Source organism: Rhizobium sp. BR 249 (genome assembly GCF_047445895.1).
Lineage (GTDB): Bacteria > Pseudomonadota > Alphaproteobacteria > Rhizobiales > Rhizobiaceae > Rhizobium.
On the sequence record NZ_JARWKX010000014.1, the window covers coordinates 1 to 25,674 of the forward strand.

A 25,674-nucleotide genomic window follows, 5' to 3' on the forward strand; every position below is an offset into this window, starting at 1 on the left:
CGTAGCGCTCAGGCAGGTCCCGCCAATGTGCGCCTGAGCGTAGAACCCACAGACAACCATTCACGAATAGACGATTATCCGCACCTGTCCGACCTGGATCGCTGGCCTTGCCCGGCAGCAAAAGGACAATCTTCGACCACTGCGCCTCGTTCAACTCGTATCGCTTCACACCCATCAAAGGTCTCCGTGCTCAACACGGTGCGCTATGAATCAGTCATCAACTGATTTGGGAATCCTGAATGTCGATCGGTCCTAGCAGGCATGCGGATCTGTCGCCCCCGCACCCCGCATGGACACGCAGCCAGGCATTAACATGATGTTACGGAAGCCTGCAAAAATGATACTCGATATGCCGCCCAGGGTTCGCTAGGCTTCAATCGAAAATGCGCTGTTGGAGCGCAGGATTGATTGCTTCGGGAGACGGATGCGACGGGAAGGCCCGTCCCTCCCCTCTCCCGGTGGAACGGACGACACATGACGGGTATCATCCCTTCGGGAAATACGAGGCTCTTTCCGGTCGTTGGCGACCCCATCGCTCAGGTTCGCTCGCCGGCCGCCATTACCGGCTTGTTTGCGGATCGTCAGCAGGACGCCGTCGTTGTCCCGATGCATGTCAGCGCCTGCGATCTCTCCCATCTTTTTCGTGCGCTTCATTCGGTGCATAATACGGGAGGCATCCTCGTCACCGTTCCGCACAAGCAAGCCGCATTCACGCTTTGCACGACGGCGACCGACCGTGCCGTCTTCGTAGAGGCGGCAAACGTCGTACGCCGGACCGAGGAGGGCTGGCACGGCGACAATACGGACGGGCTTGGTTATCTCGACGGGATCGAAGCCGAGGGGTTTTCCGTTGCCGATCGCAAATGCCTGCTGGTCGGCTGTGGCGGCGCCGGTTCGGCAATCGCGCTCGAGATCATGAGGCGTAGTGCCGCGGTGCTTGCCATACACGATATCGACGTTGCGCGGCGCGACACTGTCGTAGCAAAGCTCGAGCAGCAATTCCCCGGGCGCGTGCGTCGTGGCAGCGCCGATCCCACGGGCTATGATCTCGTCGCCAATGCCACGCCCCTCGGCATGCGGCCGCATGATCCCCTGCCGATCGATGTCGCAAAGCTCGAGTCTTGGCAATTCGTGGCCTGCGTCATCACGAAGCCGGAAATGCCGCCGCTGATCGAAGAAGCCCGCCGGCGTGGATGCCGGACGATGACAGGCGCCGGAATGTTCGACGCGCAAGCCGTTACGCTTGTGGACTTTTTGCTGTCGCGACCGACGCAACGGGAACTGCACTTGAAAAGTGGCTAGCTTTCGTCTCCTGCTGACGTGAAGCCTGGTGGCGCATGGAGACGGCGCCGTAAAAAGCCAGTCTATTTTTAACTGGGAGGACTACATGTACCGAAAGGAACTCATTGCAATTTCGACAGCGCTGCTGGCCGGTCTCGGCGTGGCGCATGCCGAGGACACCGTGAAGCTTGGCATGGTGGCCGAACTATCCGGCGCCGGCGCGCCCTCGGGAACGAACTGGCGTGACGGCGTCAAGATCGCGGTAGAGGAAATCAATGCCGAGGGCGGGATTCTCGGCAAGAAGATCGAGCTCGGCGAATACGACACTCAGACGGATCCGCAGGTTTCGCGCGCCCTCGTTCAGAAGGCGATCGACGAAGAGGCCTATGCGATCCTCGGCACGATCTATTCGGGCTCGACGATGGTCAACATGCTCGTCGCCCAGCAGAACAGCATCCCGCAATTCGTCGGATCGGAATCTCCGAGCATCGTGCAGAAGGGCAATCCCTTTGTCTTCCGCACCTCGTCGGGCTCGCAGAAAGGCATCCCCGCGCTGGTGAGCTATTTTACCGATACGCTCAAGGCCAAAAAAGTCGGCATCGCCTGGGTGAACAACGAATTCGGCAAAGGCGGCCACGATGTTTTCGCCGCAGAAATGAAGAAGGCCGGGATCGAGGTCATCGCCGATGTTTCCTCCGAACAGGGGCAAGCCGACTATGCAGCCGACGTCGCCAAACTCAAGGAAGCCAATCCCGACGCGGTCTTCGTTTACATGAACCAGGAAGAATCGGCCCGCTTCCTGATCGAGGCCAGGAAACAGACCCTGCCCATGCCGCTCCTGGGAGAGGTCACGCTTACCGAAGCCAAGGTCGTCGAGCTCGCCGGCCCCGCCGCCGATGGCGCCATCGCCCATGTCGGCCTGACGGCAGCGGCAACGGATGTTCCCGGCATCGGCGCTTTCGACAAGAAATTCGAAGAGACATACAAGCGCAAGCCGACACATGACGCCATCAAGGGCTATATCGGCGCCTGGACGACGAAATACGTCACCGAGATGGTCGGCGAATTCGACGGCGAAGCCTTCTCCGAGAAAATGCATGGGCTGTGCCTGAAGGCCGCGGACTATCCGAAGATCCTTCTCGACACCTGCTGGGACGAGCATGGCGAAATGTCGCGTCCGAGCTTCATGGTCCAGGTGAAGAATGGCTCGCCGGTTGTGATCGGAACCGTTCCGGCCAACTGATCGATCCCCGACCTAGCCGCGGCCGCTTCGACCGCCGCGGCCCTTCGAGAGAATGGCACGATGTCTCAATTCCTACAGGTCTTACTGTCCGGTCTGGCAACCGGCTCCATTTATGCGCTCGTCGCGATCGGTTTCACGCTGGTATGGCAGGCGGCGCAGACGGTGAATTTCGCCCAGGGCGAATTCGTCATGCTGCCGGCATTCTTCGTACTTGCCTGCATGAGCATTCTCGGCATGCCGTTTTGGGCTGCCCTGCTCGCCGGGCTCATCTTGTCGGTCATCATTCTCGGCGTCCTTTTCAAGAAGCTGATGGTCGAGCCCATACTTCCGCACGGGGGGATCACCCTGATCATTGCGACAATGGCGCTCGGAATTCTCTTGAAGGAGAGCGTCAAGGAATTCTACTCGGCCGAAGCCCAGCCGTTTCCCGCCATGTTCCCGAGCGATCCGATCAACGTATTCGGCGCCGTTCTGTCGATGCAGGATATTTTCAACCTCGTGCTTTGTCTCGGCATCGTCGTCCTCCTGACCCTGTTCCTGAATCGCACGCGTACCGGGCGCTCCATGCAGGCGACCGCACAGAATCCCGCAGTCGCGGAAATCCTCGGCGTCAACGTCAAGCGCATGGTCCTCTATACTTTCCTGATCAACGCGGCGCTCGCAGCACTGGCATCCTATCTCATCACGCCTGTCTATCTCGCCAAGTTTTCGAACGGCGAGACGCTCGGCCTGATCGCCTTCATCGCGGCAATCGTCGGCGGCTTCAACCAGATAAGGGGCGCGCTGGTCGGCGGCCTGCTGATCGGCGTTCTCGACAACCTGACCGCAGCCTATGTCACGGCGGAATATCGTGCCGCCCTGCCCCTCCTCCTCCTGATCGTCATCATCCTCGTCAGGCCGCAGGGCATCATGGGAACATCCGAAGGAAGGGCCGTCTGATGATGAGAAGCTCCAAAATGCGTGTCGCGATCATCCTGGCGCTTCTTGCGCTGGCGATCGTCGCTCCCATCGGCCAGAAGAACTACATCATCTACGTTCTGACCTCATGGCTCATTTTTACGATCGCCGCGATGGGACTGAACCTGACGCTCGGCTATGCCGGCCAGATTTCGCTGGCGCAGGCTTCGTTCATGGCGATCGGGGCTTACATAACGGCGCTGCTGACGCTTGCCGGCTGGCATTGGGTCGTGGCCACGCCGCTGGCGCTGCTGGCATGTTTCGTCGTGGGTCTGCTCCTCGGCTATCCCGCATTGCGCGTCAAAGGCCATTTTCTCGCCTTCGTGACGCTCGCCTTCAATACGCTCGTCTTCCTCGTGCTCAGAAACGAGGATTGGCTGACCGGCGGCAGCATCGGGCTCGTCGGCATGCCTCGCCCGGATTTTGGTCTGTTCTCGACGATGAAACAGCTGCCTTTCTACTATTTCACGCTCACCGTCACGGTGCTCGCGGCACTCGTCATGTGGGGGATCGTGCGCTCGCCGTGGGGACGCGCATTCAAGGCCTTGCGTGAAAACCCGATCCGCGCCGAGAGCCTGGGCGTCGATACGCGGCGCATCACCCTTCTCGCCTTTGCCATCGGTTCCGCATATGGCGGGCTGGCCGGCACGCTGATCACGCCTCTCGTCCAATTCATCGAGCCCGGGTCCTTCGCGCTCGCCCATTCCCTTCGCATTCTGCTGATGGTGATCGTCGGCGGTGCGGGATACTTCTTCGGGCCATGGGTGGGAGCAGGTGTCGTCATTCTGCTGCCTGAGGTCCTGCGCTTCACCGAAGGATATTATCTCATCATCTATTCCGCGCTGGTCATCGTCATGCTGATCTTCGTGCCGTCGGGACTGATCGGCGTCGGCGCCAGAATCCGTGACAAATTCTGGCCGAAACAGCAGGTCCGCACAGACATGGCGCAAGGAGCCAGCCTGAAATGAACGCGCCCATCCTCTCCATCCGCAACATCGGCAAGAGTTTCGGCGGCATCCGCGCCGTCGACGGTGTTTCCTTCGAGGTCGGCAAAGGTGAGATCCTCGGCCTGATCGGCCCCAACGGGTCGGGCAAGTCGACGCTCTTCAACTGCATCCTCGGCCAGTTGACCCCGGAGACGGGCGACGTGACGGTCAACGGTAAAAACGTCTCCGGCATGCGCGCCTCCGATCTCAACAAGCTCGGCGTCGGGCGGACCTTTCAGCAGCTTTCGGTCTTTCCGAAGATGTCAGTGCTCGACAACATCATCCTCGCCGGTCAGGAGCATCACGGTACGATGCTCTCACGTCTCTTCGGCCCCGGCGATGCCGGTTTGACGGCAGAGGCGGAGCGCCTGATCGCGTTCTTTCGCCTCGGGCATCTGCGCGACACGCTGGCAGGCTCCCTTTCCTACGGCCAACAGAAGCTGGTGGATGCGGCAATGGCGTTCATGGCCGGCCCCAGCCTCGTCTTGCTCGACGAGCCGGCGGGCGGCGTCAACCTGACGATGCTCGCCAACCTCAAGGATCGGCTCATCGCCTACAATGCCGAGCACGGCACGACCTTCGTCGTCATCGAACACAATATGGAGTTCGTGATGAGCCTGTGCTCCCGCATCATCGTCCTTGCGGAAGGCCGCATCATCGCCGAAGGCACGCCGGACGAAATCCGGTCGAACCAGACCGTCATCGATGCCTATCTCGGAGGCTGAGAATGCTTGAACTGAAAAACATCCATGGCGGTTACGGCAAGATCACCATTCTGAACGGCGTATCCTTTTCGATTCCGAAAGCGTCGATCACCACGGTCATCGGCCCGAACGGCGCCGGCAAGTCGACGGTATTCAAGGCCATTTTCGGTCTCTTGACCATCAATTCCGGCCAGATCCTGCTCGACGGCAAGGACGTGACCAGACAAACGCCGCGGCAGATGATCGGGCACGGCGTCACCTACGTCCCCCAGGGCCGCAACGTCGTTCCCCAGCTTTCCGTCTACCATAATCTGGAGCTCGGCGGCATCACCGCGAGCGACCAGGCGAAGGTGCGCAAGCGCATCGACATGGTGATGGACCAGTTTCCGATGCTGCGCAAATTCAGCGATCGCAAGGCAATCGAGCTGTCCGGCGGGCAGCAGAAGCAGCTGGAGGTGGCCCGTGCCCTGCTGCTCGATCCGAAGCTGATCCTGATCGACGAGCCTTCGATCGGCCTATCGCCCAATCTCGTGCAGGAGGTCTTCCAGACCCTGATCAAACTGCGCGACCAGGGCGTCACCATATTGATGGTGGAACAGAACGCAAAGTCGGCCCTCGCCATGTCCGATTACGGCCTCGTGCTCGAGCTCGGTCAGACCCGCATGCACGACAAGGCCTCCGCTCTCCTCGCCGACCCGCGGGTCGGCCAGCTCTTTCTGGGCGGGCACATCGAGGAAGAACATGCGCATTGAAGCGCTCGGCTGCGCCCCCGCGAGACTGGGAGAATGCCCCGTCTGGTGTGGGCGCAGTCAGCGATTGTGGTGGGTGGACGTGCTTGCTCCGGCATTGTGGAGCTTCGATCCGAAAAGCGGAACGATTGTCGCTCATGCGGTGACGGCGCGGCGGATAGGTTCACTCGCATTGCGCAAAGCCGGCGGATTGCTGCTTGCCTGCGACGACGGACTGTATGGCTACGATCCGGAAACGGAAGAGCAACACTTCCTCATCGACCCGGAACCGGGGCAGCCCGGGCATCGGAAAAACGACGGACGGACGGATTCCGCGGGCAATTTCTGGATCGGCACATTGCGAGAAACCGACTATGCGCCGGTTGGCGCGATCTACAGAATCTCGCCGGATCTCAGCATAACCACATTTGCCGATGGCCTCGCCATTCCCAATGCGCTGGCTTTCGATCCGGAACGACAGCGGCTCTACTTCGCCGATACGCGCGCCTACACGATCTGGGCATGCGAATATGATGCGGAGACAGGCCATGTCGGAGACCGCTGGATTTTTACGACGACGACCGCCCCGGCGCGCCCTGACGGAAGCTGCATCGATGCGGAGGGCTTTCTCTGGAATGCCGAATATGCGGGTGGGCGGCTGGTGCGCTACAGTCCGGACGGCAGGATTGATCGAACGGTCGACTTGCCCGTCAGCCATCCGACCTGCTGCTGCTTCGGGGGCGAAAATCTCGACCGGCTCTACGTGACGTCGGCAAGCGAACCTCTTTCGGCCGCGCAGAAGGAAGCTGAACCGCTCGCCGGCCGCGTGCTGGTGCTCGATGCCGGCCTTCGGGGAAGACCGGAATTTCTGACCGCACTCTAGAGCATGTCGCGCAAAAGTGAGCAGCGGCTTTGCGAGAACGACATGCGTAAAAACAAAGACCTAAAGCGCCAACAGCGAATCTGAAAGATCGCGACACGCTTTAGAAACCCTGCAGGAGCCGACCGATGAAAACTTCGATTGCGACGGTATCGATCAGCGGAGAGCTTCCCGAGAAGCTGAATGCGATCGCCAAAGCCGGCTTCGATGGCGTGGAAATCTTTGAAAGCGACTTTCTGGCCTTTGACGGCAAGCCGGCGGATGTCGGCAGGATGGTGCGCGACCGCGGGCTTGAAATCACCTTGTTTCAGCCGTTCCGCGATTTCGAGGGCATGCCCGAGCCCTTGCGCAGCCGCACCTTCGACCGCGCCGAACGAAAGTTCGATGTCATGCAGGAACTTGGCGCCGACCTCATTCTGGTTTGCTCGAACGTCTCGTCCGCCTCGCTCGGCGGTATCGATCGGGCGGCGGCGGATTTTCACGAGCTCGGCGAGCGCGCCGCAAGGCGAGGCCTGAGGGTCGGTTATGAAGCGCTCGCCTGGGGGCGGCACATCAATGACCATCGCGACGCCTGGGAAATCGTGCGCAGGGTCGATCACACAAATGTCGGCCTGATCCTCGACAGCTTCCACAGTCTTTCACGCAAGATCGACATCAATTCGATCCGCTCGATTCCGAAAGACAAGATCTTCATCGTCCAGTTGGCGGACGCACCGCTCATCGACATGGATCTTCTCCATTGGAGCCGGCATTACCGCAACATGCCGGGCGAAGGCGACCTTCCGGTAACGGCTTTCGCAGCGGCGATCGCCGAGACAGGATATAACGGCTACTTCTCACTGGAGATCTTCAACGACCAGTTTCGCGGCGGGCTGCCTCGTGCGATCGCCGCCGATGGGCATCGCTCGCTGCTCTATCTCGGCGACCGGGTTCGGCGTGAAGCCGGCTCCGAGCAGCTATCGGTCAAGGCCATGCCCGACCGTGCGGCCGTCAAGGGCATCGCTTTCGTGGAGTTTTCGGCGGACGAGGACGAGGCGGCCGAACTCATCGGCATATTGAGAACCCTGGGTTTTCGCAAGACGGCCGTTCACCGGACTAAGAGCGTCGCCCTGTACCGCCAGGGGGATATTTGCCTCATCGTCAATACCGATGATCGCGGCTTTGCCGGCGCCTCGTTCGCCGTGCGCGGAACATCGGCCTATGCCATTGCATTGAAGGTCGATGACGCCAGGGACGCTTTCGACAGGGCGATTGCCCTCGACGCGGAGCCTTTCAGCCAACCGGTCGGGGTGGGCGAGATGGAAATTCAAGCAATTCGGGGTGTCGGCGGCGGGCTCATCTATTTCATAGGCGACAAGAGCGATCTCGCCCGGTTTTCGGAAGTCGATTTCGTTCCCGTCGAGGACGAGACCGATATCGTCCCCGCCCATCTTCTTCATATCGATCACGTTGCCCAGACGGTTCCCTATGATGAGATGCTGACGTGGATGCTGTTTTACACCTCGATCTTCGAGACGCAGAAGACGCCGATGGTCGACATCATCGACCCCGCCGGCATCGTCCGTAGCCAGGTGGTGGAAAACGCGTCCGGCTCGCTGCGGATCACCCTGAACGGCGCCGAAAACCGCCGCACCCTTGCAGGGCATTTCATGGCCGAGACATTCGGCTCGGGTGTGCAGCACCTTGCCTTTCATACCGACGATATCTTCGCCACTGCAGCGAGCCTGCGCCGCAACGGCTTCAGGCCCCTCGTCATTTCGCCGAACTACTACGATGACATCGAAGCCCGCTTTGGCCTGGAATCGGAACTCAGCGACCGGCTGAGAGCGGAAAACATCCTCTACGACCGGGACGATCAGGGCGAATATTTCCAGCTCTACAGTTCCACATTCCGCGAGGGCTTCTTCTTCGAGATCGTCCAGCGTCGAAGCTACAGGGGCTACGGCGCCGCCAACGCGATCTTCCGTATCTCAGCTTTGAAGAAGCACCTGCGACCGGAGGGCGTGCCGAAACGCTAGCTCGACGCGGGTTGGGTAACGGGCTTGCTTCAACAGTGTAACGTGCGCACTCGAGCCATTTCAGTATCTCTCGCTTTCCACTTGCATTGTGCTCTTCGAGCATCTTGAACCTCATCGACCGTCGCGAGTGTAGATCGATGCCCCGGCCTTCCTCTATCTCGGTTAAAACAACAACTCTCCCATCGAGAGCCTCCTCAACGCGACGGCGATATTGGCGAGCAACGCTTCCTTCTTCGGACCGCGATAGGGGTAGCGGGTCATGTTGTCGCCGTTGTGCATGAAGACGTAGCCGCCGCGTCCGGTCACGACAGGATATTGCCAGATCCAGTCCGCCGGCTTCGGATAGTGCTCGGGTTCCTGGATGGGTTTCTTGCCTGGCTCGCCGAGGATATCGGCGAGCGTATGGCGGTCGCCTGATCAGAAGGCTGTTCTTTGCCGGCTTATTCCGCCGGGGCGGTTCCGATGACGACGCCATGCGGTTCATGGCTGAGCCAGCGGTAAAGCGCGCCGCCGATCACGCCGCCGGCGATCGGCGCCAACCAGAACAACCATAGCTGCTGAACGGCCCAGCCGCCGGCAAAGACCGCCACGCCGGTGCTGCGCGCCGGGTTGACCGATGTATTCGTGACATCGATGCTGATCAGGTGAATGAGCGCCAGTCCGAGACCGATGGCAAGCGGCGCAAAGCCGGCGGGAGCCTCGCCGTGCGTTGCCCCCATGATGATGAAAAGGAACACCGCCGTCAGCACAAGTTCTGCGACAAAACATGCAAACAAGCTGTATTGGCCGGGCGAATGTTCTCCGTAGCCGTTCGAAGCAAAGCCCGCGGAGAGATCGAAACCAGCTTTGCCGCTGGCGATCAGATATAGAACGCCGCCGCCGATGACGCCGCCGACCACCTGAGCGACGATATAGGGGACGATCTGGCTCGCCGGGAACCGTCCGCCTGCTGCAAGGCCGATCGTGACCGCCGGGTTCAAATGGCAGCCCGAGATATGGCCAATGGCGTAGGCCATGGTCACGACAGTCAAACCGAATGCCAACGCCACTCCGAGATATCCGATTCCGACATTCGGCAGGCCGGCTGCGATAACGGCGCTGCCGCAGCCTCCAAATATCAGCCAGAACGTACCGATTGCTTCCGCAGTATATTTCCTCATTGCCATGGAAACCTCTGTCGATGGAGATCATGCGTCGCCACCCTGGCGGGCACTGAGGAAATCTAGCGCCGGGAGATTGAGTGAGGCATGCTCATTTCTGCGCCGACACGCGTCAGCCGCGAATGTAATCCGGATACTCGGCCTTGATCACGTCGACGATCGACAGCGTGCCGGACAGGTGTTTCCGCAACGCCGCCGTCGCGGCGCCAGGGTTTCCCGAGGCGATGCCCGCGACGATTGCCTCATGATCGGCAAGCACGGTCTGCATCTTGCCCGGCATGGGCAGGTTCAGCCGCCGCAGCCGGTCGATATGCACGCTCTGGCGCCTGACATTGGCCCAAAGCTGCAATATTCCGGCTTTCTCGTAAAGTTTCCGGTGAAAGTCGCGATCGATGTCGTCGAAGACGTCGTAGGTCTCAGGGGAGGAAACCGCCTTCTGCCGCGCCAGGATCTCACGCAGTTCCGCCGCCGTCTGCGCCGGCGCTTCCTCGGTCAGCCGCCGCACCGCCTCCAGTTCGATCGACAGCCGCAGGAACTGCGCCTGGCGCGCATGATCGATGTCGATCTTGGCGACCACGGTCGCATATTGAGGATAGACTTCCACGAGCCCCTCTTCCTGGAGACGCATCAAGGCGTCCCGCACGGGGGTCTGGCTCACGCCGAATTCGAGCTGGAGCGAGGCGCGGGACAGGACCGTTCCCGGCGCCAGGTCCACCTTCATGATCCTGGCCTGCAAAATCTCGTGGATCTGCAGCGCCACCTGCCGCGACCGATCCAATCGGCTGTCCCGAACCATTCCACTCATCTCGTTGGCCTGTCCCTGCTTCGTGGCAATGATTAGATCATGTTTTCCATGTTGATGCACTGATGCATTAGTGCTTCAATAGCTTCCTGTCTGCCAATGGAGACGAAGGAATGGCGATGGGTCGCCCCTTCCCTCTCGAAAAGGGTCTGTCATGACATCAAGGAAAACGCCGGAAACGCTGCGGAGTGCGCGATGGTTCGCGCCTGACGACCTGCGCAGCTTCGGCCATCGCTCGCGCATGATGCAGCTCGGTTACGCGGAGGAGGATTTTCGCGGCAAACCGATCATCGGCATCCTGAACACCTGGTCCGAACTCAACACCTGCCACGCCCACTTCAGGGAACGCGCGCAGGACGTGAAGCGGGGCGTCTCCCAGGCCGGCGGCTTCCCCGTCGAGTTGCCGTCGCTGTCGGTCGACGAAAGTTTCACCAAGCCGACCTCGATGCTCTACCGCAATATGCTGGCGATGGAGACGGAGGAGATGATCCGCTCGCATCCGCTCGACGGCGTGGTGCTGATGGGAGGCTGCGACAAGAGCACGCCGGGCCTCGTCATGGGTGCGCTGTCGGCCGGCGTGCCGATGATCTACCTGCCCGCCGGGCCGATGCTGCGCGGCAATTACGCCGGCAAGATCCTCGGCTCCGGCTCCGATGCGTGGAAATATTGGGACGAGCGCCGGGCCGGCAACATCACCGACGCGGAATGGCTGGGCGTTCAGGGCGGCATCGCCCGCTCCGCCGGCACATGCATGACGATGGGGACCGCCAGCACGATGACGGCGATCGCGGATGCGATCGGGCTGACGCTGCCGGGGGCATCGTCCATTCCTGCCGTCGACGCCAATCATCAGCGGATGTCGGCCGCCTGCGGCCGGCGGATCGTGGACATGGTCTGGGAGGATCTGACACCGGACCGGATCGTCACGGAAGCGGCCTGCCGCAACGCTGCGATCGTCGCCATGGCCACGGGCTGTTCCACCAATGCCGTCGTGCATCTGATCGCGATGGCCCGGCGCGCCGGCATCAACCTGACGCTCGACGATCTCGATCTGCTGGGACGGGTGACGCCGCTCATCGCCAATGTCCGCCCCTCCGGGAAAGACTATCTGATGGAGGACTTCTTCTATGCCGGCGGCCTGCGGGCGCTGATGAAGCAGCTCGAGGACAGGCTTGACCTGACGGTGATGACCGTCACGGGGAAGACCATGGGCGAGAACCTGGCCGGCGCCGTGGTCTATAATGACGATGTCATCCGGCCGCTTTCCAACCCGGTCTATCACGAGGGATCGCTCGCCGTGCTGCGCGGCAATCTCTGCCCCAGCGGCGCGGTGATGAAACCCGCTGCCTGCGACCCTAGATATCATGTGCATCAGGGACCCGCGCTGGTCTTCGACAGCTACCCCGACATGAAGAAGGCGATCGACGACGAAAATCTCGACGTCACGCCCGATCATGTCCTCGTGCTGCGCAACGCCGGGCCGCTCGGCGGACCGGGCTTTCCCGAATGGGGCATGCTTCCGATCCCGAAGGCGCTGATCAAGCAGGGCCACCGCGACATGCTGCGCATCTCGGACGCCCGCATGTCCGGCACGTCCTACGGCGCCTGCATCCTGCACGTGGCGCCGGAGAGCTATGTCGGCGGCCCCCTGGCGCTGCTCAGAACGGGTGATATCGTCCGCCTCGACCTGCCGAACCGCCGGCTCGATATGCTGGTGGACGAGGCAGAACTCGTCCGCCGCCGTGATGCATGGAAGGCGCCGGAGCCGCATTTTCAACGTGGGTACGGCTGGATGTTCTCCCGCCATGTGACGCAGGCCGACCAGGGCTGCGACTTCGATTTTCTTGAAACGAGCTTCGGCAGAACCGTCGGCGAACCGGATATTTATTGAGGAGAATGAGAATGACCGACTACGTGCTGAGCGACGCGACCCGGGCGAAATTCAAGACGATCTCCACCGCATCGATCGCGACCGCCCTCTTCAAGCGCGGCCTTCGGAACCAGTTCATCCAGGGCGTCGTACCGGTGGCCCCCAAGGCCGAGACGATGGTGGGACAGGCATTCACATTGCGCTATATTCCCGCCCGCGAAGACCGCAACCCGATCACCGTCTTCCAGAATCCGAACCATCCGCAAAGAGTTGCGATAGAGACATGCCCTCAGGGACAGGTGCTGGTGATGGATGCGCGCAAGGATGCACGGGCCGCCACCGCCGGCTCGATCCTGATCACCCGGCTGGCGCTTCGCGGCGCGGCCGGCGTCGTCTCGGACGGCGGCTTCCGGGATGCCGAAGGGATCGGGGCGCTTGACATGCCCGCCTATTACGCCAAGCCGTCCGCGCCAACCAATCTCACGCTGCACGAAGCGCTCGACATCAACGTGCCGATCTCCTGCGGCGACGTCGCGGTCTTTCCAGGCGACGTGCTGGTCGGCGACCGCGACGGCGTCATGGTCATCCCGGCCCATCTGGCCGATGAGATCGCCGACGAATGCACGAACATGGAAAGCTACGAGGACTTCGTTCTCGAACAGGTCAAGGCCGGACAAACGATCATCGGGCTCTATCCCTGCACGAAGGACGAGCACCAGCAGAGATTCCAGGCGTGGCGTCGGGAAAACGGCCGCTGAGCCTGCCTGACGGGCCGGAACGGTGGAACCATAATCTTTCCCGCAGGTTTCTTTTGGTCAAAACTGGAGGAGACCCCATGAACCGCAACCTGACCGCCCTGCTCGGCATTCTCGCCGTCGCCGGCTACCAAAATCGTGACAAGATCAGTGAAATCCTGAAGGGCCTGACCCAGGGAGGCCAGCGCCCACCGGGACAGGCGATACCCGGAAGCACGCAGGGCGGCCTCGGCGATATCCTCGGCAACCTGACGAGAGGCGGAGGCGGTGGTCTTGCCGATCTCATTCGCGGCGGATCGGCCGGCGGCATTCTCAGCGGCGGCCTCGGCGGCCTTGTCGACCAGCTGACGAGAAGCGGCCGCGGCGACGTGGCGGATTCCTGGGTGAAACCCGGCCCGAACCAGCCGATCGAACGTCCTGATCTCGAAAACGCCTTGGGCGACGAAGTCCTATCGGAACTGGCTGAGAAGACCGGCCTCAGCCGGGAAGAGATCGTCGCGCGCCTGTCTCGCGACCTGCCGCGCGCCGTCGACGACCTGACACCAGACGGCAGGGTGCCCGACAGCATCTGATCGAGGCTGCTGTCGCGACTTGATAGGGATGGCGTGGCGATGCCGCAGCATCGCCATCAAGCCTGGGTTAATTGCCTTTCAGGACCGCTTCCGCGGCCTTCTCCGCGATCATGATCACCGGCGAGTTGGTGTTGCCGGAGACGATCGTCGGCATGATCGAGGCGTCGACGACCCGGAGCCTCTCCATCCCGTGCACGCGCAGTTGCGTATCCACCACCGCCATCGGATCGCTTCCCATCTTGCAGGTGCCGACAGGGTGGAAGATGGTCGTGGCGATGTCGCCGGCGCGGCGGATCAGATCGTCGTCGCTCTCATATTCCCGGCCCGGCAGCATTTCCTGCGGGTTGAACCGGGCGATAGACCTCGTCCGCATCAGGCTGCGGGCGTGGCGGATGGATTTTGCCGCAAGCAGCCGGTCGCCGGCCGTCGCAAGGTAGTTCGGGTGGATTTCCGGCGGCTGGCTCACGTCGCGGGTCGTGACATGCACCGTGCCGCGGCTCTCCGGCCGGAGATTGCAGACGGACACCGTGACGGCGGGATAGCGGTGCAACGGCTCGCCGAGCCTATCCGTGCTCAGCGGCTGGACGTGATATTCGAGGTCCGCCGTGGCGACGGCCGGATCGCTTTTGGCAAAGATACCGAGCTGGCTCGGCGCCATGGAGAGCGGGCCCGACCGGCTGACGGCATATTGCAGCCCCATGCCGGCACGGCTGAAGAGATTGTGGTAGAGCTGGTTCAGCGTGCGCGCGCCTTCGATCTTGAAGACGGTGCGGATCTGCAGGTGATCCTGGAGGTTTTCGCCAACGCCCTGAAGCGCGTGACGAACGGGAAGATCAAGCGCGGAAAGGACCTCCGGCCGGCCGATGCCGGACAGTTCCAGGATCTTTGGCGAGTTGATGGCGCCTGCCGACAGCACGACCTCGCGAGAGGCGCGGGCGATGCAGAGCCGCCCGCCGAGGCGGAACCGCACCCCGGAAACGGCCTTGCCGTCGAACTCCAGCCGGTCGGTCTCGGCACCCGTCAGGACACGAAGATTCCCACGATTCATGGCCGGCCGGAGGAAGGCCTTCGTCGTGTTCCAGCGCAGGCCGCTTTTCTGGTTGACCTCGAAATAGCCGGAGCCTTCATTGTCGCCATCGTTGAAATCGTCGGTCTTCGGAATGCCGAGTTCTTCCGCCGCATCGCGGAAGGCGTCGAGGATCGGCCAGGAAAGGCGCTGGCGCTCGACGCGCCATTCGCCGCCGCCGCCATGCATGGCGGATTTGCCGCGGTAATTGTCTTCCGATTTCAGGAAGTAGGGCAGTACGTCGTCCCAGCCCCAGCCTGCGTTTCCGGCCTGCCGCCAGCCGTCATAATCGGCCGCCTGCCCGCGCATGTAGATCATGCCGTTGATCGACGAACAACCGCCGAGGAGCTTTCCGCGCGGATAGTTCAGTGCGCGGCCATTGAGCCCGGCTTGCGCGGCCGTCTTCATCATCCAGTCGGTGCGCGGATTGCCCATGCAGTAGAGATAACCGATCGGCACATGGACCCAGTGATACCGGTCCGTGCCTCCGGCTTCGAGCAGCAGCACCCGGTTCTTCGGATCGGCCGACAGCCGGTTTGCCAGCACACAGCCGGCAGAGCCGGCGCCGACGATGATGAAGTCGTAAATGCCCTCGTCTGTCGGCGTTTCGTTATCACTCATCATCACGCCACAGTTCCCTTCGCCGTGGGTAAGGTTGCCGAAAGCCGCCGCCAGAGCGGCGTCATGGCTTCGGTGATGTCCTGGTAGAGCGGGTAGCGCCGGCCGTAATGCGCGGCAAGCGCGGTATCCGGCTTGTAATGCCGGTCGATACGCACCATGGCATTCGCGCCTTCCGTAAAATCGGCAAACAGGCCGACGCCGGTTCCGGCCGCAATCGCCACGCCGAGCGCGCCCGTCTCCCGCGAGACGGCGACCGAAACGGGCAGGCCGAGCACATCGGCAAAAATCTGCGGCCAGAGGCGGCTGCGCGATCCGCCGCCGGAGAGCACCGCTTCGTCGAAACTCGCTCCCGCCTTGCGCAGCGTCTCGACATGGTGGCGGTGGCCGAAGGCGACGCCTTCCAGAAGGGCGCGGACCAGGTGGCCCTTGCTGTGCCAGCCGGCAATGCCATAGAAACCGGCCCGCGCATGGCCGTCCTGCTGGGCGCCGTAGAGATAGGGGTGATAGAGCGGGTCGTCGGCAGCCGGCTGAATTTCCGCCGCGAGCGCGCAGCAGGCATCGAAGGGCGACACGCCCTCCGCGTGCTCGCCTTCAAAGAACTCCCGCACCAGCCATTCGAGATTGGCCGCGGAAGTGGCGCTGTTTTCCATCGCCATGTAGCGCGTGCGGTCGAAGGTCGAGGACATGAAGACCGGGCCGCCGAGATCCGGCCCGTCGATGATGACCTGGTTGATGCTCCAGGTGCCGGCGATGATCGAGGCGCTGCCGGTGCGCGAGACGCCCGAGCCGAGCGCCGAAGCGACGACGTCGAACAGCCCGCCGATCACCGGCGTGCCGGCGGCAAGGCCGGTCTCCGCCGCGACCTCTTCCGTCACCTTGCCGGCAATGTCGGCGCTTTCGATCAGCCGCGGCAACAGGTCCATGCAATCGCCAAGGCCATAAGCTTCCATCAGCGTCCTGTCATAGCGGCGGGCGGCGAGATCGAGCAGCCCTGCGCCGGACATGTCAGACATCTCGCTGACGCGTTCGCCGGTCAGGCGGTTGACGACGAAATCCTTGGAATAGAACACCGTGCCGATGCGCTGGAAGAGGTCCGGCCGGTAGCGTTTCAGCCAGGCGAGCAGCGTCGGCGTCTGCGAGGGCCAGGGCCTTTGGCGGGCGATCGGATAGGTGCGATCGCCGACACTCTCGGCCGCCCATTCCTCGACGAGCCCGGTCGCGCGTGTATCGAGCGACTGGATGCCAAGCAGCGGTTCACCTTCACGATCGAGCGCGTAAAGACCATTGCCGTGGCCGGCGCAGCCGATCGCGGCGATCTCGGTCGCGGCGATCCCGGCCCGGTCGAGGCAGGTGCGGATGACGCGCTTGGCGTTGGACCAAAGCTCGCCGAGATCGCGCTCGACATGGCCGGGGCACGGCATGCGGCTATGCCCCTCCTCCCCCGCATGGGCCACTTCCCGGCCGGTGCGGTCGAAGATCACCGCCTTGATGACGGTGTTGCCGGCGTCGAGCCCCAAGAGATATTCTCCCATTCGAACCCCTCCCAAGGTTCTGTGCCTGTTAAATTGCTCCAGCGCCTCAACCCTGCCGATAGACCGCAATGGCCTCTTCGCCGCTGGCGTTCTCGTGGATGATCGCCATCAGCCCGCGCACGACGGCGCTCGGATTGGCATGCTGGTAGATATTGCGACCATAGACCATGCCCATAGCGCCCTGCCGCATCAAGGCGGCGGATTTTGCGAACACGGCGCCGAGATCCTCCTTGCCGCCGCCGCGCACCAGCACCGGGCAGCGCGCTGCCTCGACGACACGGTGGAAATCCTCCGCATTCGTCGTGGGATCCGCCTTGACGATATCGGCGCCCATTTCACGGGCAAGCCGCGTCAGGGTGACGATCTTGTCGGCATCGCCATCCACCATGTAGCCGCCGCGCTCGGTAACCGGCTGCATGACGAGCGGTTCGATCATCAGCGGCATGCCGTATTTTTCGCAGTCCGCCCGGACACGCGCAATGTTCTGCACGCACTGGCGGAAAAGGTCGGGCTCATCCGGCAGCATGAAGAGGTTGACCACCACGCAGGCGGCATCCATCTGCAATGCGCCGATCAAAGGCTCCGCTTCGTTCTGCAGCACCGCCCACATGTCGCGGTGGCGGATGCGGTTATAGGGATTGCCCATGTCGATGCGCATGACGAGGGCCGGCTTGTCCTTGCCGGGCAGATCCTGCAGCAGATCGGTCTGGCCGTAATTCATCTGGATCGCATCCGGCCGCGCATCGACCAGCGCCTTGACGACGGCCGGCATGTTCTCCAGCCCGTCGAGGAAAGACGGCTCGTTGCAGACGCCGTGATCAATCGCCACGTCAAGGCAACGGCCGTTGCCGAACAGCCGGTTCATCCGGACCTTGCGGTTGTCTCGCATAATTCGCTCCTTCGTTCGTTCCTTGCGGAAAGGGTTGCTTCCGCGACGCCATGGCGCTCGCGCATGATGGTGAGAAAACGGATGCGCTCTTCGGCGGCGCGTTGCGCCGGCCAGCCTCTGTCGGCGGCGAGCAGTGCGAGCACGGCATCGGCCATGTCGAGCGAGAGCTCGCCGGAAATCGCAAGCGTCGTGCGGCGCAGCAGCAGGTCGTCGAGATGCTCGACGGCTTCAGCGCCGATCAAATACTGCAACTCGCGGAGGCTGTAGCCGGAATGCGGCAAGGGGTGATCGGCTGCCGCCGCGATGAAGCCGGCGACGTCAGCGCCATCGGTTCCGTAGCGTTCGAAAAGGCATACGGCGCGATCGGGGGAGATGCCCGTCGATGCCGCGAGGTCACGAATCCAATCATCGCGACCCCTGGGAAAGGCGCGCCCGCCGCCCAAGGCCCTCTCCGCCGTATCGACGCGCCGGGGCCGGCCGAGCCGTTCCAGCGCCATGTCCGCCGCCAGTTCGCCGAAGGAGCGGAACGTGGTCCACTTGCCGCCGATCATGCAGAGTACCGGCGGGCCGCCGTCATGGCCTTCGATCACGGTGCAGAAGTGGTCACGCGGAATGCGGCCGGTAAAACTGTCCTTGCTGGCTGGCAGCGGGCGCACGCCGGCGAATTGGAAAACGATCTCTTCGGGCCGGATGCGGACGCCCGGCAGCACGAAGGCGAGCGATTGCAGGATATAGTCCCGCTCGTCGGCCTCGCAGCGCACGGTGCCGGGATCATCGACGCGGATATCCGTCGAGCCGACCAGCACCTTGCCGAGATAGGGAAAGAGGATACAGATGCGCCCGTCCTCGTTCTCATAGTAGATCATATGCCCGTCAAGCATGTCGCGAAGCGCGGGATTGTCGATAATGAGATGCGACCCCTTGGTGCCGCCCATCAGCGGGGCAGGCCGCGCGCCATCGGGAAAGAGCGAGCCGTTGGCTATGTCGATCCAGCCCCCGGTGGCGTTGATGACCATTCTCGGCCGAATGAGAACCGTTTCTCCAGAAACACCGTCGCTGAGTAGGAGGTCGCCACCGCCGGACTGTTCCAGCGTCGCATAATTCAGGGCTCTGGCATTCGGCCCGGCAGACAGGCCGTCGCGCAGCAGTTCGATGCCGATCCGCTCGGGATGGCTCACCCAGGCGTCGTAGTAGGTAGCGGAGCTGCGGATCGCCGGATTGAGCCCCGGCCATTTTGCCAGCGTCGCCCTGCGTCCGCGGAACTGGTGGCGAGGCATCAGCGCGCGCTTGCGCGTCAGGAAATCGTAGATGGCCAGCCCCGTCTTGATGGCGACGGCGCCGCGGCGGCTCGGGCGGCGGGTGAGGCCAAGGAAGCGCACGATGCCGTTGGCGAGGCCGGAGAAGACGTCGAAGATCGGAACCGTCGTCGGCAGCGGCTGAACATAATGGGGGGCGTTGCGCAGCAGCCGATCGCGCTCGACGAGCGATTCCTGCACGAGGCTGAATTCACCGTTCTCCAGATAGCGCAGCCCGCCATGGACCATGCGCGAGAGGGCGGCACTGGCGCCGGAACAATAGTCGCCCTGTTCGACGAGCAGCACGTTGACGCCCTGCAGCGCCAACTCGCGAAAGACGCTGAGCCCGTTGATGCCGCCACCGAGGACGCACACGTCCACCGCCGGGCTTTGGCGAAGCCCGTCCATTGTTTCCACACGGTTCATGATGACAGCCCGTTATTCCATGGTGGCCAGTTGCGCTGATATGGCGGTGTCGATGGCCGCGAGATCGGCTGTCGAAAGACGAAGCGTTCCGGCCCGTGCATTGTCCAGCGCCTGCGCCGGGTTTCTCGCGCCGCAAAGCGCGAAGGTCACACCCGGCTGCGCCAGCGTCCAGGCGATCACCGTCTGGGCGATGCTGGCTTCGTGGCGCTCCGCCACAGGCCGGATCGCCTCGGAAAAATCCTTGGCCTTCCGGCGGTTGGCGACGGAGAAGCGGGGATTGTCCTTGCGCTGGTCGTCGCCGAAAAACACGCGCTCCGGACTGATCGTGCCGGAAAGCAGGCCGAGCGCCAGCGAGGAATAGCTGAGCGTCGACACGCCGTTCGCAATCGTGAGCGGCAGCAGGTCCGCCTCGATCTGGCGATCGATCATGCTGAACCGCTCCTGGATCGCATCGAGCGAGCCGGTCGCGATATACTCTCCAAGTTCCTCCCGGCTGACGTTGCTGGCGCCGATCGCGCGGATCTTTCCAGCCTGTTTCAGCTCTTCCAGCGCCGCCACGGTTTCCTCGATCGGCGTCGTCTCGTCCTGCCAATGGGTAATGTAGAGATCGATATGGTCCGTGCCGAGCCGGCGCAGGCTTTCCTCAACCTCGTGAACGATCGAATCCCGTCCGAGATGCCGGTGCACCGGCCTGCCGTCCTGATCGAAGAAATGGTTGCCCTTCCCAGTGTGCCACACCAGCCCGCATTTGGTGGCGATCACCGCCTTGTCGCGGCGTCCGGCGAGCGCCTTGCCGACGATCTCTTCCGATCGCCCGAGGCCGTAGGCCGGCGCCGTGTCGATGAGCGTCACGCCGTCATCGAGCGAGGCCTGGATCGCGGCGATCGATTCCGCCTCGTCCGTGCCGCCCCACATCCAGCCGCCGATCGCCCAGGTGCCCAGGCCGACGGCCGATGCCTTGACGCCGGAGCGTCCGATTTCGCGGGTCAACTGTTCGCCGCTCATGCGGAAAATCCTTCCTCGGATGCCAGTTCAAGAATGCGCGCGCCCGTCGCCTCGTCGGTGACGAGCGTGTCGAGGTGATTGCCGCGCAGGATGCTGAGTATGGGACGAGCCTTGTTCGGCCCGCTTGCGACGCCGATCTTCGTGGGGATCGAGGCGAATTCCGGCAGCGTCAGCGAAACCAGCGACCGGTTGAGGCTATAGTCGCAGACACGGCCGTGATCGTCGAGCAGGTGAGCGAGCAGTTCGCAGTTGGCGCCCGAACGCTCGATCGCCGCGCGATCGGTGCTGGAGGATGGATGCAGGTCGTAATAGCTCGAATCGTCGGTCAGGATCGAGCCGATGCCGACCACAGCCACCTTGGCCTCGCGTGCCCGCCGGAAGACGTCGGCGACGGAGCGCATGTTGATCAGCATCGCCCGCTGCTCGGCATCATCGGCAAAGAGCGGCGCGTGGATCTGGTAGGAGCGCCCGCCGAGCCGGTCGGCCATCAGGGTCGAAACGTGGTTGACGTCGGTATAGTGTTTGCCCTGCACGCATCCGGTTGCCGGGATGACCTCGACATCGAAGCGGCGCGGCGGCTGGAGGCCGGCGACGACGGCGCTGACGCCCTTGCCGCCGGTGATGCAGATCGTGTCGCCGTCGGCGATTTCTTCGAGCAGCAGGCGAGCCGCCGCCTCGCCGACCGCCTGCAGCGCGGTCTGCGGATTGTCGGAGACGGTCGGGACGACGACCGCGCGGCTGATGCCGCCGAGCGCGAGAAGCCGTTCCTCCATGTCGACCAGAGGTTCGACCGGCGACTTGATCTTGATCTCGACAAGGCCGAGCTGGCGGCCCCGCTTGATGAGGCGATTGACGGTGGCGTGCGAGATGCCGAGCTGATCGGCGATCTGCGCCTGTGTCAGGCCTTCCAGAAAGTGCAGGACGAGCGCCTGGTGCATCTGGCGGGCAATGACGATTTCCTCGCGCGGAGCTGTCGTCCTGGATTTCAGTTTGGCGATCGGCATGTCAGGCGGCCTTCCGCTTGTGCAGGAAATGGTCGATGGATACGGCGGCAAGCAGGATGCATCCTTTGATCATGTCCTGCCAATAGACGGAAACGTTTAGCAGGATCAGCGACGAGGTGACGAGGGAAAGAAGCGCCATGCCGAGGATGGCCCCGAGGATGGTTCCCGAGCCGCCGTTCAGCGAAGCTCCGCCGATCACCGCGGCCGCAATGATGTTCAGCTCCATGCCGACGCCGAAAGTGGGGGTCGCGGCGCCGAAGCGGGACATGTAGATGACGCCGGCGACACCGGCGAGCGTGGAGCACAGCACCGTCACCCAGAACTTCACCTGGTTCGTCTTGATGCCGGAATAGAGCGCCGCCTTTTCGTTGCTGCCCGTGTAGAAAACCTTGCGGAAGGCGGTCGCCCGGCGCAGCAGGAAATCGAACAGGATGACGACGGCGACGAAGATCAGGATGACATAGGGAATGCCGTAGAACGTGCCCTGCCCCACCGCCTTGAAGCCCGCCGGCAGCGTGAACAGCGAGAGCGGCGTGCCCTTGGTGACGATCAGGCACAGGCCGCGCACGATCACCATGGCCGCCAGCGACGTGATGAAGTGGTTGAGGCCGACGACGGTCACGAAGAAGCCCATGATGGCGCCGATGGCGCTGCTGGCAAGAACGCCGGCAAGCGAAGCCGTCCACGGATCGAGCCCGGCGAGAAAGAGCGAGCCCGAGAGCACCATTGCGAAGCAGACGACGGAGCCGACCGCAAGGTCGATGCCGCCGACGATGAGCAGGATCGTCATGCCGACGACGACGATGCCTTCCACGGAAAAGCTCATCAGCATGGCGCGGAAATTGCCGAGCGTCAGGAAGTGCGGCGAGGCGAAGCTCATGATTATGCCGAGCGCGAGGATGATTGCAATCAGCCCCGCTTCGCGCATCGTGCCGATGCGTTTGAAGGACGATGCCTTGGGCATTGCCATCATCGTGTCGATTGCCATTTCCCTCTCTCCCGATTTCTCTTCACGCGGCATGGTCCGCCGCCCTTGCCGTGCCCATGCCCGAGGCAAGACGGATCACGGCCTCCTCCGACATTTCCTCCGGACCCAATTCCCCTGCGATGCGTCCCTCCCGGACGACCAGCAGGCGGTCGCAAAGGCCGAGCAGTTCCGGCATTTCCGACGAGATGACGACGATGCCGATGCCGGAACGCGCCAGCTCGCGCAGCAGGCGGTGAATTTCCGTCTTCGCCCCCACATCGATGCCGCGCGTGGGTTCGTCCATCAAAATGACCTTCGGCTTCACGGCAAGCTGCTTGGCGATCGCCACCTTCTGCTGGTTGCCGCCGGAAAGCGATTTCACCGGCGCCTCGATGCCGCCCATGCGCACGGCGAGCCGCCGGGCGAAATCCTCGGCCAGCGCGGCTTCCGCCCGGCCGTTCAGGAGGCCGGCCCGGTTGGTGAGCGCCTTCAGGTCCAGCACGGAAATGTTCTGCGCGATGGACATTTCGAGAAAGACGCCCGACCCCTTGCGGTCTTCGGAAAGATAGACGATGCCGGCCCTCACGGCATCGGAATAGACGCGGATCGGCCGCGCCTGCCCATGCAGGCGCACCGCGCCCGCCGTGCGCGGCCGCAGCCCGCAAATGCCCTCGGCGATTTCCGTGCGGCCGGAGCCGATGAGGCCGCCGATGCCGAGGATCTCGCCCTTGCGCAGGTTGAAGCTGACATCATGAAAACGCGCGCCGTCCCCAATGCCGTCGACCTCGAGAATGGTCTCGCCGGACATTTCGTCTGCGCCGAGCTTGTCGGGATAGAGCTGCGTGATCTCGCGGCCCACCATGCGGCGCACCACGTCATCAGGGGTCACGTCGGCGATGCGGTCGGTGCAGACATAGCGGCCGTCGCGGAACACGGTGACGCGGTCGCAGAGGCTGAAGATTTCGGCCATGCGATGGCTGATATAGATGATCGAAATGCCGTTCGCCTTGAGATCGCGGATGATGGAGAAGAGCTGCTGCGCCTCGGTTTCGGTCAGGGCGGCGGTCGGCTCGTCGAGGATCAGCACCCGGCAGTCGAGCGTCAGCGCCTTGGCGATCTCGACGAGCTGCTGGCTTGATATCGGCAGGTCGGCGACCTTCCGGCGGACATCGATTGCCGCAAGCCGGTTCATCACCGCCTGCGCATCGCGTTCCAGAGCACGGTAATTCATGACGGGCGCCCGGCGGCGGTTGGTCGCCGCCATGAACATGTTTTCGGCGACCGTCGCATCCGGGCAGAGCGCGATTTCCTGGTGCACGAGGCCGATGCCGAGGGACTGGGCGGCCGCGGGAGAGGAAATGCGCGCGGCCTTGCCGTCGATGCGGATTTCACCCTCGTTCGGCTGCAGCACGCCGGCGATGATGTTCATCAGCGTCGATTTACCGGCGCCGTTCTCGCCGCAAAGCGCATGGACCTCCCCGCGCTCGAGCGTGAAGTCGACATCCGTCAACGCCTTCACCGCTCCGAAATGCTTGGTCACGCCACGAATGGTAAGCACCGGCTCCGCCATCATCTCTCTCCCTCTCCGTCCGAACCATCCGCGCCGAAAGGCGCGGATGGTCTTGTCGGGCCTTATTCCTCGATGCCCTTCGTTCCGCGGCGCTTCAGATACTTGTCCCAATAGAAGTCGTCGGCATTTGCGGCGGTCACGATCGAGAGGCCGTTGTCGACGACCGGGATGCTCATCGGGTTGAAGCCCGAGCGCTTGGCGTCGTTCATCGGGTCGATCAGTTCCGGGTGCTTGGCGAGCCACAGCAGCATGAAGCCCATGTAGCCCTGCATGCCCTGGTTCGGGTTGATCGAGCCGAAAACCTCGCCGGCCTTGATCATGTCGAGGATGTTGGCATTGACATCAGCGCACATGACGAGAACCTTGCCGCCGGTTTCCTTATTGGCCTGCGCGGCGCCGATCGCGGAATTGGCTTCGGGCATGAAAACCGCCCCGAGGTTCGGATTGGCCTGGATCAGGCTGGAGAGCCCCTGATAGGCCTTGGTCGGATCCTGGTTGGACGCGGCGCGGCCGACGAGCTTCATGTCGGGCCATTTCGCGTCCATACGGGCGATGAAGGCGGCAATGCGTTTGTCGTGGTTGTCCTGGCCGGGATTTTCCAGAACCGCGTATTCGCCTTTGCCGCCCATCTTCTCGGCGATCGCGTCAGCGGCATAAGTGCCTTCGCGGGTATTGTCCGAAGTGATGAAGGAAACCCGCTTGGAGAGCGGCGAGTCGGCTGCGAAGGTGACGACCGCAGTGCCCTGATCGACGGCGCGGTTGATCGGCTCGATGAACGGATCGGAGTTCATCGGATGGACGAGAATGCCGGCCGGATTTTGCGCCAGCGCCTGGTCGAAGGTTGCGATCTGCTTGTTGACGTCATATTCCGGGGTCCCGGTATATTCCGTTTCGCAGCCGAGCTGCTGGCCCGCCTGCTTGAACATTTCATAGACCGGGAACCAGTATTCGACGCCCGAAACCATGACGTTCATGACGTATTTTTCGCCCGGCTTGCAACGAAACGGGTTATCCGTCGCAGCGGCAGAACCGGCAAAAAGCGTTGTCGCCAGGACCGCCATTGCGGTCGTCGTGAGAAAAGTGCGCAAAAGTCCTCCTCGAGGCCGAAGCCCCTCCCAAAAAGCCCGAGGGCGCCGAAACGACGCCGCTGATCGCGTTGAAGCCCGGATTTCCTCCTCGAAGTCCGGTATGGGCAGCTAACCTCAAAGGGAAATACATGTCAATATAATTCACATCAAGAAATATATTTCACATTCGATCCCTGTACGGCCGTTTTTTGGCGGTTGCAAGTGCGCTGTTAGGACTCATGCCAATCATGCGCGAATCCGCTATTACCGGCAGCG

24 protein-coding genes are annotated in these 25,674 nt (G+C 62.7%); 11 read left to right on the forward strand and 13 right to left on the reverse strand.

All coding sequences use genetic code 11. The features are described 5' to 3' along the window. The coding region (locus QD408_RS14580; RefSeq protein WP_414139895.1) for a transposase at positions 1–169 on the reverse strand (169 nt) is incomplete at its 3' end. Between the two features lie 305 nt (positions 170–474). Between QD408_RS14580 and QD408_RS14585 the strand changes: the two genes are divergently transcribed. From QD408_RS14585 to QD408_RS14620, 8 genes are all read left to right on the forward strand, one after another. After that, positions 475–1,302, forward strand: a complete 828-nt coding sequence (locus QD408_RS14585; RefSeq protein WP_414139799.1) for a shikimate dehydrogenase family protein — start codon at positions 475–477, stop codon at positions 1,300–1,302. 85 nt (positions 1,303–1,387) lie between these two features. Then, the gene (locus tag QD408_RS14590; protein ID WP_414139800.1) at positions 1,388–2,524 is read left to right on the forward strand and encodes an ABC transporter substrate-binding protein; all 1,137 of its coding nucleotides are present in this window, start codon (positions 1,388–1,390) and stop codon (positions 2,522–2,524) included. 60 nt (positions 2,525–2,584) lie between these two features. Then, complete coding sequence (locus QD408_RS14595; protein WP_088682384.1) at positions 2,585–3,463, forward strand: branched-chain amino acid ABC transporter permease; 879 nt, start codon at positions 2,585–2,587, stop codon at positions 3,461–3,463. Further along, positions 3,463–4,449: a branched-chain amino acid ABC transporter permease gene (locus QD408_RS14600; protein WP_414139801.1), complete on the forward strand. Its 987-nt coding sequence runs from the start codon at positions 3,463–3,465 to the stop codon at positions 4,447–4,449. Before QD408_RS14595 ends, QD408_RS14600 begins: the two co-directional genes overlap by 1 nt. Continuing rightward, the gene (locus QD408_RS14605) at positions 4,446–5,192 is read left to right on the forward strand and encodes an ABC transporter ATP-binding protein (protein WP_088682383.1); all 747 of its coding nucleotides are present in this window, start codon (positions 4,446–4,448) and stop codon (positions 5,190–5,192) included. The genes QD408_RS14600 and QD408_RS14605 overlap by 4 nt, the downstream gene beginning before the upstream one ends. A 2-nt stretch (positions 5,193–5,194) precedes the next feature. Further along, entirely contained in the window at positions 5,195–5,923 is a 729-nt protein-coding gene (locus QD408_RS14610) for an ABC transporter ATP-binding protein (protein ID WP_088682382.1), read from the forward strand. Continuing rightward, a complete protein-coding gene (locus QD408_RS14615) occupies positions 5,913–6,782 on the forward strand; it encodes an SMP-30/gluconolactonase/LRE family protein (protein ID WP_414139802.1) in 870 nt (289 codons plus the stop codon). The genes QD408_RS14610 and QD408_RS14615 overlap by 11 nt, the downstream gene beginning before the upstream one ends. A 125-nt stretch (positions 6,783–6,907) precedes the next feature. After that, the gene (locus tag QD408_RS14620; protein ID WP_414139803.1) at positions 6,908–8,797 is read left to right on the forward strand and encodes a bifunctional sugar phosphate isomerase/epimerase/4-hydroxyphenylpyruvate dioxygenase family protein; all 1,890 of its coding nucleotides are present in this window, start codon (positions 6,908–6,910) and stop codon (positions 8,795–8,797) included. 162 nt (positions 8,798–8,959) lie between these two features. Here QD408_RS14620 and QD408_RS14625 read toward each other — a convergent pair whose 3' ends face one another. The 3 genes from QD408_RS14625 to QD408_RS14635 form a co-directional block, all read right to left on the reverse strand. Continuing rightward, entirely contained in the window at positions 8,960–9,103 is a 144-nt protein-coding gene (locus QD408_RS14625; RefSeq protein ID WP_414139804.1) for a hypothetical protein, read from the reverse strand. A 134-nt stretch (positions 9,104–9,237) separates the two neighbouring features. Further along, positions 9,238–9,963, reverse strand: coding sequence for an aquaporin Z (gene aqpZ, locus QD408_RS14630; RefSeq protein WP_414139805.1), 726 nt, complete (start codon positions 9,961–9,963; stop codon positions 9,238–9,240). A gap of 106 nt (positions 9,964–10,069) precedes the next feature. Continuing rightward, positions 10,070–10,762 (reverse strand): GntR family transcriptional regulator, encoded by a 693-nt coding sequence (locus tag QD408_RS14635; RefSeq protein ID WP_088682378.1) that lies wholly within the window; start codon positions 10,760–10,762, stop codon positions 10,070–10,072. Between the two features lie 151 nt (positions 10,763–10,913). On the opposite strand from QD408_RS14635, the gene araD reads away from it, so the two are divergent. From araD to QD408_RS14650, 3 genes are all read left to right on the forward strand, one after another. Then, positions 10,914–12,650 carry an L-arabinonate dehydratase gene (gene araD / locus QD408_RS14640; protein ID WP_414139806.1) on the forward strand — a complete coding sequence of 579 codons (1,737 nt, stop codon included), beginning with the start codon at positions 10,914–10,916 and terminating at the stop codon, positions 12,648–12,650. Positions 12,651–12,661: 11 nt separating this feature from the next. Continuing rightward, positions 12,662–13,387: a ribonuclease activity regulator RraA gene (locus tag QD408_RS14645; RefSeq protein WP_414139807.1), complete on the forward strand. Its 726-nt coding sequence runs from the start codon at positions 12,662–12,664 to the stop codon at positions 13,385–13,387. Between the two features lie 77 nt (positions 13,388–13,464). Beyond that, positions 13,465–13,956 carry a YidB family protein gene (locus tag QD408_RS14650; protein ID WP_088682375.1) on the forward strand — a complete coding sequence of 164 codons (492 nt, stop codon included), beginning with the start codon at positions 13,465–13,467 and terminating at the stop codon, positions 13,954–13,956. 67 nt (positions 13,957–14,023) lie between these two features. On the opposite strand, the gene QD408_RS14655 is transcribed toward QD408_RS14650, so the two are convergent. The 9 genes from QD408_RS14655 to QD408_RS14695 all read right to left on the reverse strand — a co-directional run bounded on the left by QD408_RS14655 (position 14,024) and on the right by QD408_RS14695 (position 25,419). Beyond that, positions 14,024–15,643 (reverse strand): GMC family oxidoreductase, encoded by a 1,620-nt coding sequence (locus QD408_RS14655; RefSeq protein ID WP_414139808.1) that lies wholly within the window; start codon positions 15,641–15,643, stop codon positions 14,024–14,026. Between the two features lie 2 nt (positions 15,644–15,645). Further along, positions 15,646–17,175, reverse strand: a complete 1,530-nt coding sequence (locus QD408_RS14660; RefSeq protein WP_414139809.1) for an FGGY-family carbohydrate kinase — start codon at positions 17,173–17,175, stop codon at positions 15,646–15,648. A 46-nt stretch (positions 17,176–17,221) separates the two neighbouring features. Then, positions 17,222–18,064 (reverse strand): class I fructose-bisphosphate aldolase, encoded by an 843-nt coding sequence (locus tag QD408_RS14665; protein WP_414139810.1) that lies wholly within the window; start codon positions 18,062–18,064, stop codon positions 17,222–17,224. Continuing rightward, the gene (locus tag QD408_RS14670) at positions 18,037–19,785 is read right to left on the reverse strand and encodes a glycerol-3-phosphate dehydrogenase/oxidase (protein ID WP_414139811.1); all 1,749 of its coding nucleotides are present in this window, start codon (positions 19,783–19,785) and stop codon (positions 18,037–18,039) included. Before QD408_RS14670 ends, QD408_RS14665 begins: the two co-directional genes overlap by 28 nt. A 12-nt stretch (positions 19,786–19,797) precedes the next feature. Continuing rightward, on the reverse strand, positions 19,798–20,790 hold the full coding sequence (locus tag QD408_RS14675) for an aldo/keto reductase (protein ID WP_414139812.1): 993 nt from the start codon (positions 20,788–20,790) through the stop codon (positions 19,798–19,800). Then, on the reverse strand, positions 20,787–21,794 hold the full coding sequence (locus QD408_RS14680) for a sugar-binding transcriptional regulator (protein ID WP_088682371.1): 1,008 nt from the start codon (positions 21,792–21,794) through the stop codon (positions 20,787–20,789). Before QD408_RS14680 ends, QD408_RS14675 begins: the two co-directional genes overlap by 4 nt. 1 nt (position 21,795) lies before the next feature. After that, on the reverse strand, positions 21,796–22,782 hold the full coding sequence (locus QD408_RS14685) for an ABC transporter permease (protein ID WP_414139813.1): 987 nt from the start codon (positions 22,780–22,782) through the stop codon (positions 21,796–21,798). A gap of 22 nt (positions 22,783–22,804) precedes the next feature. Beyond that, on the reverse strand, positions 22,805–24,331 hold the full coding sequence (locus tag QD408_RS14690; RefSeq protein ID WP_414139814.1) for a sugar ABC transporter ATP-binding protein: 1,527 nt from the start codon (positions 24,329–24,331) through the stop codon (positions 22,805–22,807). A 62-nt stretch (positions 24,332–24,393) separates the two neighbouring features. Further along, entirely contained in the window at positions 24,394–25,419 is a 1,026-nt protein-coding gene (locus QD408_RS14695; RefSeq protein ID WP_088682369.1) for a substrate-binding domain-containing protein, read from the reverse strand. Positions 25,420–25,674 lie beyond the last annotated feature (255 nt).

Excerpts from the sequence above, each read along its gene's own strand:
- QD408_RS14585 (WP_414139799.1), top strand. The coding sequence starts at position 475 with ATGACGGGTATCATCCCTTCGGGAAATACGAGGCTCTTTCCGGTCGTT.
- QD408_RS14590 (WP_414139800.1), top strand. The coding sequence starts at position 1,388 with ATGTACCGAAAGGAACTCATTGCAATTTCGACAGCGCTGCTGGCCGGT.
- QD408_RS14595 (WP_088682384.1), top strand. The coding sequence starts at position 2,585 with ATGTCTCAATTCCTACAGGTCTTACTGTCCGGTCTGGCAACCGGCTCC.
- QD408_RS14600 (WP_414139801.1), top strand. The coding sequence starts at position 3,463 with ATGATGAGAAGCTCCAAAATGCGTGTCGCGATCATCCTGGCGCTTCTT.
- QD408_RS14605 (WP_088682383.1), top strand. The coding sequence starts at position 4,446 with ATGAACGCGCCCATCCTCTCCATCCGCAACATCGGCAAGAGTTTCGGC.
- QD408_RS14610 (WP_088682382.1), top strand. The coding sequence starts at position 5,195 with ATGCTTGAACTGAAAAACATCCATGGCGGTTACGGCAAGATCACCATT.
- QD408_RS14615 (WP_414139802.1), top strand. The coding sequence starts at position 5,913 with ATGCGCATTGAAGCGCTCGGCTGCGCCCCCGCGAGACTGGGAGAATGC.
- QD408_RS14620 (WP_414139803.1), top strand. The coding sequence starts at position 6,908 with ATGAAAACTTCGATTGCGACGGTATCGATCAGCGGAGAGCTTCCCGAG.
- aqpZ (WP_414139805.1), bottom strand. The coding sequence starts at position 9,963 with ATGGCAATGAGGAAATATACTGCGGAAGCAATCGGTACGTTCTGGCTG.
- QD408_RS14635 (WP_088682378.1), bottom strand. The coding sequence starts at position 10,762 with ATGAGTGGAATGGTTCGGGACAGCCGATTGGATCGGTCGCGGCAGGTG.
- araD (WP_414139806.1), top strand. The coding sequence starts at position 10,914 with ATGACATCAAGGAAAACGCCGGAAACGCTGCGGAGTGCGCGATGGTTC.
- QD408_RS14645 (WP_414139807.1), top strand. The coding sequence starts at position 12,662 with ATGACCGACTACGTGCTGAGCGACGCGACCCGGGCGAAATTCAAGACG.
- QD408_RS14650 (WP_088682375.1), top strand. The coding sequence starts at position 13,465 with ATGAACCGCAACCTGACCGCCCTGCTCGGCATTCTCGCCGTCGCCGGC.
- QD408_RS14655 (WP_414139808.1), bottom strand. The coding sequence starts at position 15,643 with ATGAGTGATAACGAAACGCCGACAGACGAGGGCATTTACGACTTCATC.
- QD408_RS14660 (WP_414139809.1), bottom strand. The coding sequence starts at position 17,175 with ATGGGAGAATATCTCTTGGGGCTCGACGCCGGCAACACCGTCATCAAG.
- QD408_RS14665 (WP_414139810.1), bottom strand. The coding sequence starts at position 18,064 with ATGCGAGACAACCGCAAGGTCCGGATGAACCGGCTGTTCGGCAACGGC.
- QD408_RS14670 (WP_414139811.1), bottom strand. The coding sequence starts at position 19,785 with ATGAACCGTGTGGAAACAATGGACGGGCTTCGCCAAAGCCCGGCGGTG.
- QD408_RS14675 (WP_414139812.1), bottom strand. The coding sequence starts at position 20,790 with ATGAGCGGCGAACAGTTGACCCGCGAAATCGGACGCTCCGGCGTCAAG.
- QD408_RS14680 (WP_088682371.1), bottom strand. The coding sequence starts at position 21,794 with ATGCCGATCGCCAAACTGAAATCCAGGACGACAGCTCCGCGCGAGGAA.
- QD408_RS14685 (WP_414139813.1), bottom strand. The coding sequence starts at position 22,782 with ATGGCAATCGACACGATGATGGCAATGCCCAAGGCATCGTCCTTCAAA.
- QD408_RS14690 (WP_414139814.1), bottom strand. The coding sequence starts at position 24,331 with ATGGCGGAGCCGGTGCTTACCATTCGTGGCGTGACCAAGCATTTCGGA.